Origin of the sequence: Flavobacterium aerium (assembly GCF_030766725.1) — a bacterium.
Taxonomy (GTDB): domain Bacteria; phylum Bacteroidota; class Bacteroidia; order Flavobacteriales; family Flavobacteriaceae; genus Flavobacterium; species Flavobacterium aerium.
In genome coordinates this window covers 19,668-33,469 of the sequence record NZ_JARQWR010000005.1, presented here as the reverse complement: position 1 = coordinate 33,469, position 13,802 = coordinate 19,668, and the positions used below count along the sequence as shown (strand labels likewise).

Sequence of the window (13,802 nt, the reverse complement as noted above, 5' to 3'; positions counted from 1 at the left end):
AATTTAATTATTCGAAATTTGCTTCACTATCGCTTTAATACTCGCATTAGAACCCAAAGAAGTAATTAAATTAAGCGCTCCTGCACTTGGTTTGTGTCCTGTTTTTGTCAGTACATCAAAATACAATTCAAGCAATTTCTTAAAGTTTGTAGGTAACTTATCGCCTATTTTTAAATTTTCAAGACAACTGTCTAACAATGACTTCAATGCTGAATTATGCAAAGGAGATATATCCTTACTCATCGTTATGGCTTCTGTAAAACGTTGTAAGGGACCATAATTTTCTGAAATTAAAAACCCTGCTTTTCGTCCCATAGTATCTACATCTATTTTTTGTTTTGTTATCAAATCAATCAATACTTCCCCGGCAAGTAAACGGTTTTGTTTCTTTTGTTCAAATAAACCACAGGCTAATACCATAATCGAATGGTCTGTAAACCAAAATTCCGGTAACATCATTACATATAAAAAGGCTCTTAGTCCATTATTACTTTCATCTGGACTTTTACAAGCATACTTTAATATTGAAAGTGCTAATGGATCATCATTCTGTGGCATCAAACTATGCCAATACCATACATTTTCTTCCGCTTCAATGAGATATGAAAAATATCCCGTTTTATCATACGCATCAATACTGTATAAAAGTACCTCTGGAGTTTGTTGAAAAGCATTTAACTTAACATCTAGAATAGAAGGCAGTTGATTGCGCATCTTTTCATTTGTTTTATAATCTCTCCACTCCTGCCATTGTTCTTTTATTTTTATTTCAGGATAATATGGAGATACTACATAAGGAATATCCTTTAATGTGGTGGTTTCAAACTCAGCGAATGTTCCTAGGGGATCAAAAGTTCGAGCAGCCAATGCCCAATAGGCATTATTTACTGTTTCTTTTGTGGTATTCAACGTATGCATCATTATTTTTGAAAAGAATGAATTTTTACGTAGTGTAATTTCTTTCGTTTCTCCTAAACAATATCGTAACAAATCTGCAACCTCATCTTTTAACTGATCACAAAGCTGTAAGGCTTCTGTAGTATTCTCCCGTGGCATTCGACTGATTGCTATTGCAAAATCAATTTTATTAATCGGTTCATTGGCTTCTTGATATTGTAGTAAACGCTCTACTAACACTTTAGGAGCAACCCAATGTGGCAAGTGTGATGGAAAGCTCAATAACGGTAACTTTGACTTATTTTTAATTTTATATTCTACTTCGTTTAAAACCTCCAATAGTGAATTAATCGTTTTAGAATTGGAGATATAGGCACTTTTCACTTTAAAAGTCCCCGATAGGTCCTTTATTTTTTCACTGAAAAAGTTTTTAAAAATATTTTTATAATCAGCTTCAAAGTAACTTTTCTCCAATTGTTTTAAATAAGGCTGTAATTGTTCTTTATAATCTTCTGGAAATAAATCTGACTGAAGCGTTAAACTATGTAATATTATTTCTGCATCTATAACCTCCGTAGAACTAATAAATTTTCCGAATTGGAATAAAATTGCATTCCAATCAGCGGGTAATATTACGGTATTTTGTTCTAAAAGAACTTTATTTTTTTGTTTAACAACAACATAGTCTTCGAGTTCAAATCCCTGTAACAAAACAGTTTCAGCATCCAAAAATGGTGTTAATTGTACTTTCACATTTCCCTGCATTTGGGAAGCATACATTTCTAATTTTTCTTTGAGTACTGCATCTTTTGCATTCCCTAATTTTTCAATTGTTTTTACGGCGCGTTCCTGTAAACTTAAATCCGGAATCATAAAAACATCGGAAGCCAAATGACTTAGTCTAGCTTTTAACTTTGGTTGTTTTTTAGCTATTTTATCAAATAGAATCAATATTGATTTTATAGCTCCTTTACAATCTTCACGCATCATTACAGGCTCCAACCATTCTAAAAATGCTGTTGTGTCGAATTTCTTCTCTTCTATAATTTTCTTACTTAAATCAATCCCTAACACGACTACAGCACTAACAGAAGCATGTAATAAAGGGAATATTGTGTTTTGAAGTGTTACTAATTGTTCGGGTGTCGGATCTGCTTCTAAAATTCTTTTTCTAAAAAATGATTTTAAATTCAGACTCCATTCTTTCGTTTGTATTTGTATGCTTTTTTCCAAGAACCAAAGCATATCTATTTTTTTATCTTGAAGTAGTGTTTTTAAAATGCGCTCCCATATTATTATTTCTTCTCTTTTCTTTGGGTCTGGGTCATGAAAAAATTGCTGATGCAAAGTTGTTGGATAATTGAACAATTCCAAAACATCTCGTTTCACTATGGTTGCATCATTTATAATATAGGCGGAGAATTTATCAAAATTCTCATATCGATCATCCGCATTACCCCATCTTCTGCGGGATAACATTCGTGCAAACAACTCTGGATTATAGTCAATTATTCCTTTATCTTCCCAAAGACGAAGAACAGCATAATCCACCGTTCGCCAATCATCGCGTGCTGTTTTTTCTAATAAAAAATCAACAATCCAATTGGGTTTTGCCCATTCTATTATTGCAGTAGAATAGGGATCATTCATTTCATTAAAAACATCTAACAATTCATCCCAAGAATTAATTTCTGCTCTATTGAATAAGGCAATGGCGCTTAATGCTATAATATTTTGTTGTGCTTTTGAGCCTCTAATACCATATTGGTTCCCTCCTTTTTTAATAAAGTTTTTTTCTTTTGTTAAATCAACCCAAGTCATCCAATGCCTTTTGGCTTTCCGAATATTCTTCTTCATCGCCTCAGTATGCCCTTTTACTTTTGTTTGTAAAAAAGGTAACAGTCCTTGAATGTTGGCTTGTTTCACTAACTCATCATATTCTGCTAATAGGGTCGCTTGATCTGATTTTTTAGCGGTTATTGCTTTGGGCACTGCACCAGAAGGTTCTCCATCTTCTGAGTAGCCTTTTTTAAGTTTTTCAGCAATTATTTTCTGTGCTTCTTTGAGGCATTTTTCTTCACTTTCAAATGTTTTCGTCTGTGATTGGCCTTGGGTACCTGTTTTACCATAGGTTACTGTAAAACTATTTCCTGACGCAGCAATATTCCAGAATTTATTTGATATATCATCTTGGTAAAGGAGTTCTTTGTTCATGGGGAATTTTTATAAATCTAAACCAATTGGTTACTACTTAGTAATTAATAATCAGGGGAAATAAGTCCCTAATTTATAAAAAAAGAATTATAAACCCATTTGAAACAACTGGATTTAAGCAAAATTATTCAACAAAAAAGCCCGCATTTTCATAGCTGAAAATGCGGGCTTTATATTTTTATCATAATGATAGATTAATCTTCTTCCTCTTCTACAGTATGTGAATTAGAATAAGCTCTCCATTTCGTGATACATTCTTTCATATCCTCAGGAAGTTCCGTATCAAAACTCATTTTTTCTCCCGTAGTGGGGTGAATGAATCCTAATGTCTTAGCATGTAGGGCTTGTCTTGGTAATATTTTAAAACAATTATCAATGAATTGTTTATATTTCGTAAATGTCGTTCCTTTTAAAATGATATTTCCGCCATAACGTTCATCATTGAATAAGGTATGTCCAATGTGTTTCATGTGCACACGAATTTGGTGTGTACGTCCTGTTTCCAATTTACATGAAATCAAAGTAACATAACCTAATCGTTCTATTACTTTGTAATGAGTTACTGCTGGTTTCCCAATCTCTTCATCTAGAAAAACAGCCATTTGCATTCTGTCTTTCACATGTCGGGCGATATTTCCTTCTACCGTTCCTTCATCTTCTACCATATTTCCCCAAACCAAAGCCACATATTCTCTATCTGAAGTTTTTGCTTCAAATTGCTTTGCTAAGTGTGTCATTGCAGCTTCAGTTTTTGCAATAACCAATAATCCTGTAGTATCCTTGTCAATACGGTGTACTAAACCCGGACGTTCACTACTATTCATAGGAAGGTTATCGAAATGATAAGCCAATGCATGTACTAAAGTCCCTGTATAATTACCATGTCCAGGATGTACAACCATCCCAGCTGGTTTATTAATCACTAAAAGTGCATCATCCTCATAGACAATATCCAAAGGGATATTCTCTGGTTCAATATGATTTTCATACGGTGGATGTGTTAACATAATACGTACTACATCCAAAGCCTTAACTTTATAATTTGATTTTACAGCGATGTCATTCACATAAATATTTCCTGCTGTTGCTGCATTTTGTATTTTGTTACGTGTTGCATTCTGAATCAAACTCATTAAATACTTGTCAATTCGCAAAGGAGATTGTCCTTTAGGAACTTCAAATTTAAAGTGTTCGAATAATTCTTCATCCATTTCTGGACTGTCAATATTGTTATTGTTCATTTTTTGTATCTATGTTTACCCCGTCTGTATCGTTCGTATTATTATCCTCAAATCCAATTTTCCCATCTCCTAAAACTAAATCGATCTTAGAGGTTTTCAAAACTTGGTCTCCTGGTTTTAATTTTTTACCATTAAAACGCATTTCCAAAACCATGTCTTTTGCAATATTAGGAACATAGATGATTTTACCTTCATCAAGTCCTAATGCTTTTAATGTAGGCAATGCCTGTCTGTATGTTCTCTGAATTAAATCTGGAATTTTCACCTGTGCATAACCCGAAGAATTTAATTTTACATAAATTTTTCTGTTCTGTTTTACCTTCGCACCCGCAATTGGATCCTGATCTACAACTGAAAATTTAGGGAAATCACTTCTATAGTCTACAGAATCTACAATAACATATTCTAAATCCATGTTTTCTAATTTTGACTCAATTTGTGTTGCAGTCATCTTTTTCAAATCTGGCACAGTGATTTCTTCACCATGATTTGTGGTGACACTCAACCATTTCATCAATAAAAAAGTAGCAATAAACACAATTACTGCAGCAATAATTAATTGCTTAACGAAAACACGACTTGTAAGGAATTTGGATAAACTCATATAATTTTATTTACCGCAAAGATATAAAAATAGTAAAGGTTTTTAGTTTCAACAATTAATGATATTTTTGTTTTATAAAAGTCGATAATTTTAATGCCTTTCAAGATGAAAAATGTTGCCATTATTATGGGTGGATATTCTAGCGAATATCAAGTTTCTTTAACCAGCGGAAATGTAGTATATCAGTATTTAGATAAAAATGAATACCATACTTATCGTGTTCATATTTTTAAGGAAAGATGGTTTATGGTCGATGATAACAATATCGAACACACAGTAAACAAGGATGACTTTTCGGTATTGGTTAATGAGGTCAAAATAAAATTTGATGTTGTATTTAATGCCATCCACGGTACACCGGGAGAAGATGGATTATTGGCTGCTTATTTTGAATTATTAGGTATTCCTCATACATCTTGTGATTATTATCAAGCAGCATTGACTTTTAATAAACGTGATTTATTATCTGTATTAAAACCTTATGGTATTAAAACAGCACAGTCTTATTACTTAAACCTTGGCGACCCTATCGATCAGGATGCGATTATAAAAACAGTAGGATTACCTTGTTTTGTTAAGCCCAATAAAGCAGGATCTAGTTTTGGTATTTCAAAAGTGAAAGTTCAAGACGAATTAGCCGCAGCAATTGAGAAAGCTTATAAAGAAGATAACGAAATCATTATTGAATCATTCCTTGATGGTGTTGAAGTTTCTGTTGGAGTAATCAATTACAAAGGAAAAGTTACTGTTTTACCAATTACTGAAATCGTTTCAGAAAATGATTTCTTTGATTATGAAGCTAAATACTTAGGGAAGTCTCAAGAGATTACACCTGCTAGAATTTCAGATGAAATGACAGAGAAAGTAGGCAGCATCGCAAAAAGGGTTTATGAAGTATTGAAAATGAAAGGATTCTCTCGTAGTGAATACATTATTGTAAATAATGAACCTCACTTATTAGAAGTGAATACTGTTCCAGGTCTAACCACCGAAAGTCTCTTACCTCAACAGTCCAGAGCAGCAGGAATCAGTTTACCAGAATTATTTGGCAATGCTATTGCATTAGCTTTACAATAAAATAGAGCATTGGGTGAGATAGATAATTATCTCGCCCAATTGTTATATATAGAATTAATAAGAACATCGATTATAAAATAGTTATATCATTTTCACTATTATTTTCATTCCTATGAAAACAAACTCAATCTTATTCATTCTACTTAGCCTCTTATCATTAGGATGTTCTTCTAGTGATGGTTCCAAATCAGATGATGAAGTAGTCAATTATCGTCAGGAAATGCGTGATTTTGTTGTTGGAATTAGTACCAAAGCCAAAAGCAGTAATCCTAACTTTATTGTCATCCCTCAAAATGGTATTGAATTAATTTCAAATGATGATAATGCCAATGGTTCTTTAAATATGAATTATTTAAATGCCATTGATGGCCATGGCCAAGAGGATTTATGGTATGGATATGATAACGATAATCAAGAAACTCCTGCTGCGACAACCAATTATATCAATGCTTTTTTAAATCGATCCAAAACTGCTGGAAAAACAATTTTGGTTACAGATTATTGCTCCACTACTTCAAAAGTGAATCAATCTTATACAGCAAATAACGCATTATCATATATTTCATTTGCAGCGCACCGAAGAGAACTGGATGCAATTCCAAGTTTTCCTACTCCTATTTACCATTCTAATGCCAATGTCATCACTAAATTATCGGAAGCAAAAAACTTCTTATATTTAATAAATACTTCCAGTTATAGTTCTAAAGCAGCTTTCATCAGTGCAGTACAAACAACTAATTATGATGTTTTAATCATGGATTTATTTTTCAATGATGATGCTTTCACTTCTACTGAAATCACAGCTTTGAAACAAAAAGCTAATGGAGGCAAAAGACTTATTATTTGTTATATGTCAATCGGAGAAGCTGAAAATTACAGGTATTACTGGCAATCGAGTTGGAATACTCATAAACCCGATTGGATACAGGCAGAGAATCCCGATTGGGAAGGAAATTATAAAGTAAAATATTGGAATACCGAATGGCAGGGTATTATCTATAGAAGTAATACTTCTTACCTAAAAAAAATTATGGATGCAGGTTATAATGGTGTGTATTTAGACATCATTGATGCCTTTGAATATTTTGAATAACTGTATTTTTACAAAAAATTAGAACGAAATGAAAAAAGCAATATTCCCTGGTTCTTTTGACCCAATTACCTTAGGGCATTATGATATCATTAAAAGAGGGATTCATCTCTTTGACGAAATTATTATTGCAATCGGAGTGAATGCCGATAAAAAATATATGTTCACTTTGGAAGAACGCAAAAAATTCCTGGAAGATGCCTTTAAAGATGAACCTAAAATTAGTGTTATTACTTACACCGGTCTAACGGTCGATCTTTGTAAAAAATACAAAGCTCAATTTATATTAAGAGGTTTACGCAATCCTGCCGATTTTGAATTTGAAAAGGCAATTGCCCATACTAACCGTAAGTTGTCTAAAATAGAAACTGTTTTTCTACTTACTGCTGCTAGTACCTCGTACATCAGTTCGAGCATAGTTCGTGATGTAATCCGCAATGGTGGTGATTATACAGTATTAGTTCCAGAAGTGGTACGCGTTCCTTAAAACATAGTAAGAAGAAGGCCCTGATGTAGTATCAGCACCTTCTTTTTGTATATAAAATAATTATTTCTTTTCTGTCTTAATTACTTTTCGCGCTACTTCAATTTTATATTTTTTCCCTTTCATTTTTTCTTCTCTAATATTCTGAAGTAATTCTCTCACTTTTGAAAATTTAACGGCTGCAAAGGATATAAAATCTTTTACTTCAATTAATCCTAAATCTCCTTTTTCTAGCTTTCCTTTTTGAGAAAAGAAACCTACAATATCAATTTTGTTTAACTTATTCTTTTTACCCCCACTAATGTACAATGTTTGATATTCTGGTGGTTTCGGCAAATTAATAGTCGTTGGCAATGTCAATATCTCTAATGAGTTATCAATATAATCTGGTCGTTTTTCACCTTGATGAAATATTAAATAGGCTGTACCAGAGGCTAACATCCTTGCAGTTCTACCATTACGGTGGGTAAATTCATCTTCCTTGGAAGGTAAGTGGTAATGAATTACGTGTTTCATTTCTGGAATATCCAATCCACGGGCAGCTAAATCTGTTGTTACTAGATACGGAATACTTCCATTTCTAAATTGGATTAAGATACGTTCACGTTCGTCCTGATCCATTCCTCCATGATAATATCCAGAATAAATTCCTTTTTCATTTAAAAGATCACTAATACGTTCTGCTGCTTCACGGTGATTACAGAAAATTAAGGCTGATTGTGATTTTAAAGAGCAAATTAATTGGAATAAAGTATCCATTTTATCTTTCTCTTTTGAGAAAACAATCTTCATATCCAAGTTTACTTTGTCTTCTTCCTCTGGAATGAAGTCCAAAATTGTTGGATCGATTACACGGGTATATTTAGGAATTTCAACATCAGACGTTGCTGATACCAAAACTCTTTTATTTAATTTATTTAGTCTTCCAATAATGAATGACATCTGTTCATGGAAACCTAATTGTAGTGATTTATCAAATTCATCCAATACTAGTGTTACAATCATATTAGTACTGAATGTTCCACGATCTATATGATCGGCAATACGTCCAGGTGTACCGATTAATACTGCAGGTGGATTACTTAAATTTTTAATTTCTGTTTCTATTGAATGTCCACCATAACATACATTTACTTTATAATCTGTTCCCATTTTCTTCCAAACTTGCTCAATTTGCAGGGCTAGCTCTCTTGATGGGGCTAATATCAAACATTGAACTGTCGAAATTTCAGGATTCAGCATTTGAAATACTGGCAATAAAAACGCAACAGTTTTCCCAGAACCTGTAGGGGATAATAAAAGAGTATTGTTGTCACTCAATATTGTTGTAAGCGCTGTTTCTTGCATTCCATTTAGGTTGGATATCCCTAAATTTGAAAGTATCGTTGTCGTTTGGTGTTTCTTTTTCATTGGGCAAAGGTATTCCTTTCCTAAATTGGATACAACTTATTTATAAATTGTACGGTAGAAAGTCCATTTAGACGAATTGTATCCTTACTTTTTACTGTATTTTTGTTAGAACTATATTCTTTAAAAAATATGAAATCGGCACTATCAATTTTTATTTACTTTATCTTATTTACCATGAATGCACAGGATAACATGACTTACCTTACGCCTTATGAAAAGGGAAATGGTAATCAAACGGCGACTTATGAAGAAACTATTGCTTATTTTCAATTACTAGCCAAAAACTTCCCTTCAATTCAGATACAAGAAATGGGATTAACTGATTCTGGTGAGCCTTTACATCTTGTCATCTTTAATCCTGATCAAAATTTTGATTTTGAAGCCATTCAAAAAAATAAAGCTATTTACTTAATCAACAATGGGATTCATCCGGGTGAACCGGATGGTATTGATGCCACCATGCTTCTCTTTCGTGATTTAGCCCTGCATAAAATTGATATTCCAAAAAATACTGTTTTAGTCAATATTCCTATTTATAACATTGGTGGTGCATTAAATCGAAATGCCCACAGTCGCACCAATCAGAATGGTCCTGAATTATATGGTTTCAGAGGTAATGCCCGTAATTATGATCTCAATAGAGACTTTATCAAATGTGATACGCGTAATGCGAGAAGTTTTGCTCAAATTTTCCAAAAAGTAAAACCCGATGTATTCTTAGACAACCATGTAAGTAATGGGGCCAATTACCAATATACACTGACTTACATCGCAACACAACATCAACAATTAGGTGGGAAAGTTGGTGAATATTTCCACAAAGAGATGATGCCAACTGTATTAAAGGATTTACAGAAAAAGAAAATTGAAGCTACTCCTTATGTGAATGTTTTCAATAAAAAACCAGATGAAGGCTTTGAAGAAATGCTAGATTTACCACGTTATTCTACAGGGTATGCTTCTTTGTTCAACACTTTTTCTTCTATGGTAGAAACTCACATGTTAAAAAACTATAGTGATCGTGTGAAAGTCACCTACGAATACATGATTAGCACTCTAAAATTCATAGAGAAAAATCATTCTAAAATTAAGGAATTACGCAAACAACAATGGGCTAATTATGCTGTGGGCACTTCTTATCCTATTGAATGGAAATTGGATGCTACGAAATTTACAAAATTCCCATTCCTGGGTTATGAAGGTGGTTATAAAAAAAGTGAAATTACTGGAAAAGATCGACTGTTTTATGATGATCAAAAACCTTTCAGGAAAGACATTCCGTACTATAATGAATACGTAGTGAATAAACGCATTACAATTCCTGAAGCTTATATTATTCCAAAAGCTTGGTGGAATGTAATCGATATATTAAAGGCAAATAATATTATCTATAAAACACTTACTGAGGACACTTTAATTGAAGTAGAAAGCTACCGTATCGAAGATTTTCAAACTTCTAAATCTGCTTTTGAAGGGCATTATATGCACAGTAAAACAAAGCTATCGGTGAAAAAAGAAAAGCATGTCTTTAAAAAAGGAGATTTATGGATTCCTACGCAACAGTATGGAGTACGTTATTTATTGGCAACTTTAGAACCCGAAGCTAGTGATTCATTTTTCAATTGGAATTTCTTTGATGCTATATTACAGCAAAAAGAACATTATTCTGACTATGTTTTTGAAGATTTGGCCATCCAGATTTTAAAAGATAATCCTACTTTGAAAAAGGCATTTGATGTGAAGAAATCTAGCGATGTAAAATTTGCTGATGATGCCGAAGCACAATTAGACTGGATTTATCAAAATTCCGATCATTATGAAAAGTCACATATGCAGTACCCTGTTTATCGAGTACTATAAACCACAAAAAAAGAGCGGCAATTGCCGCTCTTTTTAGTTATACTGTAAAAAATTAGTTTACTGTTCTAATTTTACTTTCATCAATTTTATAATACTTAATCACAGCTTCATAATCATTCAAATCAACAGCTGGAGCTCCTTTTGATACTGTTACAGGATTTTGTCCAGGAACTAATACAAAACGGAATGTTTGATTTTTTGTATATCCTGGTACCGTCGTAACATCAAAGTTAAATTGAAGGAATATATTGATATCGTTTATTGTAAAGTCATAATTATACGTCAACTCTCCGTTTGGAGCTGCTGGAGCATTATTATTTGGAAAATACTCAACTTGAGGCATTGGTCTCCATACTGGTTGTCCATTAAATGTTTCCCATAATACATATCCTACTACTACATCTCCTGGAAATAATCTTGGATTTAAAGCAATGTTTTTCTGATAATTACTTGCAGCAGTAAAATCGTAATTTCTTAACTCTATCACTTCTGCTGTTGGTCCCGGAGGCCCTTGTGGTCCATCAGATCCTTCACAACTTTGGATAGCTATTGAGCCGAATACTACGGCTAAAATTAAAAGTAGTTTTTTCATAGTGTATGTATTTATTACATAAAGGTAATCAAAAATCAAACCATAAATAGTATGTAAAGAATAGAATATTTGTTTAATGCATAATTTTATCCTTCTTTTTCCTACATTATATACTGTTTTTCAAGAAGTTAAACATACATAAACCAAGACACAAAACAACTTAATCTACTCTGAATGAGATAAAAAAGCTCAAAAAAACCTTGTTAATTTTATAATTTATATCTTTGCACCAACACTATAACGTTTAATCTTTAAAAAAATCATTATGAAGAAATCAATTATGGTAATGTTACTTGTAGCATTTTTAAACATCCAATGTAACCCGAAAAAAACTGAAACACCAACAGAAACAAAAACGGAAGTTGCTACTGATAGTACAAAAGTTGCTGCAACAGCAAAAGAAGTTGCTCCTTCTATGCAATATGGAATGATTGTAGCTAGTAAAAGAGTAGACTGTCAAGGTGTAGCAAAACAAAAGTGTATGCTAACAAAATCTGTGGGTGGCACTAAATGGGAACTTTTTTATGATTCAATCGAAGGTTTCACTTATGAAGAAGGTTACGAATATCATTTAGAGGTATTAAGAACTGCAGTAGAAAATCCTCCTGCTGATGCATCTGCTTTCCATTATAAATTGGTTAATGTTATTGCTAAAGAGAAAAAAAACAGTGACATTAGAATGGAAAATGAAAAACCAACTTTCGAAAGTACATGGGACTTGGTTAGTTTAGATGGTAAAGCAATTAAAGGTTTTATTGCCTTCAACAAAGATGGTTCTTTAAATGCTAATGCTGGTTGTAATGGAATGTTTGGAATCAAATTTAAAGCGGATGCTGCTAAAAAAGCAATCACTTTTGATACTAAAAAATCAGGTTCTACATTAATGGCTTGTCCAGAAGATAGAGATCATGAGTTTACTGAAACACTTGCTAAAGTGACTCACTTTGAGGAAGTTTCTAAAACTAAAATGCTTCTAAAAATTAAAGATAAAGTTGTCTTAGAATTAAGTAGATAATTTTTATTCTATATAAGAAAAAGCCTTTCATAATTATGAAAGGCTTTTTTTATTATTATAATTGATCTAATGCATTAATTGCATTTTGATATTCTTTAAAAGCATCACTAAAGGCTTCTGCATATTCATAATTACTAAATTCATACTCTTCATTCAATCCAGAATTCGTTCGTAATGTAATTTCAGCATATTTGACAACTGGAATCCTATAATTCCCAGTAAATCTCCTATCTGGACTTCCATCTCGATTTACTTTTGCCCATGTATTATCAATAATCATTGAATCAACTGGAACTTGTCCAGATTCTGTAAATCTCACAGCTCTTTGATCTAATTCAATTTCATTATAACCAATAAGAGCAAAACTAGTTCTTGAAGAATACATAATAATGAAATTAGGATAGAAATATAAATCTGCACCATTTGCATTCTGAAAATAAAATGCTTTGAATTTTGATTTAAAATCTGGAATTGATCTCAATCCAATTTTCACTTCTTTCTTGGTCACCATTATTGATGCTGATGATCTAGTTATAGCTCTATCTTCATATTTTGCACTAGTAACATCCCATATTTTATTAGAAGTTGCTAATCTATTAAATGCACTCCCTAACTTATAATATTTTTCACTTATTTCGGGTTCAAAATTTATGTTTAAATCTACATAGGAATTCTCTATGTGTTCTTGTAATTGCGTGATAACTTCTCCTTGTTCTTTTATATCTTCTTTTATATCCTCAGCAATTGATTTTTTTAATAACCCATACAGCAGGAAATAACTCATTTTCAGTTTAAATTTTGATTTTTTTAAATCTAAATTAATTTTCAATAAATCACTTCTAAGTTCATTACGTTGTTTTGAAGCCATAATCATTGCTTCTTTAACTCCTTGCATATTTTGGCTTGTAATTTCTTGCACATCAAGACTAAAAATATTATTATGAGTAATCGGTAAATGAACTTGACTTGGCATATTATTTTTGGGAAATGTATTTCTATTATTTCCTGATAATTTAGTACGACAATAAACATCCAAAACTGGTATTTTAGTATTCAAGTAGGTTCCTGAACTACTAATATTTAAACTTGCTCCTTTCACCCCAATTGAAGTGCTAATTCCTCTTTTACTAAAATTTAAATGAATCCCAGGAATAATTTTAATTCGTTTACGATAACTCCAAGCCATATTGTATTTTTTTGATTATGAATTTTAAATCTCATTGCTAAAATACCATAGCCAAACTGAATGAGATTACGGAAATCCATAAACCAGAAAACTTAACTTCCTCATTTATTTTTAAATAAAAAAAGCCTTTCA

The 13,802-nt window shown here is 32.2% G+C and carries 11 protein-coding genes; 5 read left to right on the top strand and 6 right to left on the bottom strand.

Annotation, left to right across the window (positions count from 1 at the left end; genetic code table 11):
• Nucleotides 1-3: 3 nt before the first annotated feature.
• The 3 genes from P6733_RS08145 to P6733_RS08135 form a co-directional block, all read right to left on the bottom strand.
• Entirely contained in the window at nt 4-3,111 is a 3,108-nt protein-coding gene (locus P6733_RS08145; protein ID WP_306352174.1) for a DUF6493 family protein, read from the bottom strand.
• A 194-nt stretch (nt 3,112-3,305) separates the two neighbouring features.
• Nucleotides 3,306-4,352: an RluA family pseudouridine synthase gene (locus P6733_RS08140; RefSeq protein ID WP_306352172.1), complete on the bottom strand. Its 1,047-nt coding sequence runs from the start codon at nt 4,350-4,352 to the stop codon at nt 3,306-3,308.
• Nucleotides 4,342-4,956, bottom strand: coding sequence for a PASTA domain-containing protein (locus P6733_RS08135; protein ID WP_306352170.1), 615 nt, complete (start codon nt 4,954-4,956; stop codon nt 4,342-4,344). Before P6733_RS08135 ends, P6733_RS08140 begins: the two co-directional genes overlap by 11 nt.
• Nucleotides 4,957-5,061: 105 nt before the next feature.
• Between P6733_RS08135 and P6733_RS08130 the strand changes: the two genes are divergently transcribed.
• From P6733_RS08130 to coaD, 3 genes are all read left to right on the top strand, one after another.
• On the top strand, nt 5,062-6,033 hold the full coding sequence (locus P6733_RS08130) for a D-alanine--D-alanine ligase (protein WP_306352168.1): 972 nt from the start codon (nt 5,062-5,064) through the stop codon (nt 6,031-6,033).
• A gap of 112 nt (nt 6,034-6,145) precedes the next feature.
• Nucleotides 6,146-7,126 carry an endo alpha-1,4 polygalactosaminidase gene (locus P6733_RS08125; RefSeq protein WP_306352166.1) on the top strand — a complete coding sequence of 327 codons (981 nt, stop codon included), beginning with the start codon at nt 6,146-6,148 and terminating at the stop codon, nt 7,124-7,126.
• 28 nt (nt 7,127-7,154) lie between these two features.
• On the top strand, nt 7,155-7,610 hold the full coding sequence (gene coaD / locus P6733_RS08120) for a pantetheine-phosphate adenylyltransferase (RefSeq protein ID WP_306352164.1): 456 nt from the start codon (nt 7,155-7,157) through the stop codon (nt 7,608-7,610).
• A gap of 60 nt (nt 7,611-7,670) precedes the next feature.
• Here coaD and P6733_RS08115 read toward each other — a convergent pair whose 3' ends face one another.
• A complete protein-coding gene (locus P6733_RS08115) occupies nt 7,671-9,017 on the bottom strand; it encodes a DEAD/DEAH box helicase (protein WP_306352162.1) in 1,347 nt (448 codons plus the stop codon).
• A gap of 129 nt (nt 9,018-9,146) precedes the next feature.
• Here P6733_RS08115 and P6733_RS08110 point away from each other — a divergent pair, with 129 nt between their 5' ends.
• Nucleotides 9,147-10,877 carry a M14 family metallopeptidase gene (locus P6733_RS08110; protein ID WP_306352160.1) on the top strand — a complete coding sequence of 577 codons (1,731 nt, stop codon included), beginning with the start codon at nt 9,147-9,149 and terminating at the stop codon, nt 10,875-10,877.
• A gap of 52 nt (nt 10,878-10,929) precedes the next feature.
• Here P6733_RS08110 and P6733_RS08105 read toward each other — a convergent pair whose 3' ends face one another.
• A complete protein-coding gene (locus P6733_RS08105) occupies nt 10,930-11,469 on the bottom strand; it encodes a hypothetical protein (RefSeq protein ID WP_306352158.1) in 540 nt (179 codons plus the stop codon).
• A gap of 265 nt (nt 11,470-11,734) precedes the next feature.
• Here P6733_RS08105 and P6733_RS08100 point away from each other — a divergent pair, with 265 nt between their 5' ends.
• Nucleotides 11,735-12,484 carry a DUF4377 domain-containing protein gene (locus P6733_RS08100; protein WP_306352157.1) on the top strand — a complete coding sequence of 250 codons (750 nt, stop codon included), beginning with the start codon at nt 11,735-11,737 and terminating at the stop codon, nt 12,482-12,484.
• Nucleotides 12,485-12,539: 55 nt separating this feature from the next.
• Here the strand turns inward: P6733_RS08100 and P6733_RS08095 are convergent, their stop codons facing one another.
• Entirely contained in the window at nt 12,540-13,670 is a 1,131-nt protein-coding gene (locus P6733_RS08095) for a DUF4236 domain-containing protein (protein WP_306352156.1), read from the bottom strand.
• Nucleotides 13,671-13,802: the final 132 nt, after the last annotated feature.

Excerpts from the sequence above, each read along its gene's own strand:
- P6733_RS08135 (WP_306352170.1), bottom strand. The coding sequence starts at position 4,956 with ATGAGTTTATCCAAATTCCTTACAAGTCGTGTTTTCGTTAAGCAATTA.
- P6733_RS08140 (WP_306352172.1), bottom strand. The coding sequence starts at position 4,352 with ATGAACAATAACAATATTGACAGTCCAGAAATGGATGAAGAATTATTC.
- P6733_RS08095 (WP_306352156.1), bottom strand. The coding sequence starts at position 13,670 with ATGGCTTGGAGTTATCGTAAACGAATTAAAATTATTCCTGGGATTCAT.
- P6733_RS08100 (WP_306352157.1), top strand. The coding sequence starts at position 11,735 with ATGAAGAAATCAATTATGGTAATGTTACTTGTAGCATTTTTAAACATC.
- P6733_RS08105 (WP_306352158.1), bottom strand. The coding sequence starts at position 11,469 with ATGAAAAAACTACTTTTAATTTTAGCCGTAGTATTCGGCTCAATAGCT.
- coaD (WP_306352164.1), top strand. The coding sequence starts at position 7,155 with ATGAAAAAAGCAATATTCCCTGGTTCTTTTGACCCAATTACCTTAGGG.
- P6733_RS08125 (WP_306352166.1), top strand. The coding sequence starts at position 6,146 with ATGAAAACAAACTCAATCTTATTCATTCTACTTAGCCTCTTATCATTA.
- P6733_RS08145 (WP_306352174.1), bottom strand. The coding sequence starts at position 3,111 with ATGAACAAAGAACTCCTTTACCAAGATGATATATCAAATAAATTCTGG.
- P6733_RS08115 (WP_306352162.1), bottom strand. The coding sequence starts at position 9,017 with ATGAAAAAGAAACACCAAACGACAACGATACTTTCAAATTTAGGGATA.
- P6733_RS08130 (WP_306352168.1), top strand. The coding sequence starts at position 5,062 with ATGAAAAATGTTGCCATTATTATGGGTGGATATTCTAGCGAATATCAA.
- P6733_RS08110 (WP_306352160.1), top strand. The coding sequence starts at position 9,147 with ATGAAATCGGCACTATCAATTTTTATTTACTTTATCTTATTTACCATG.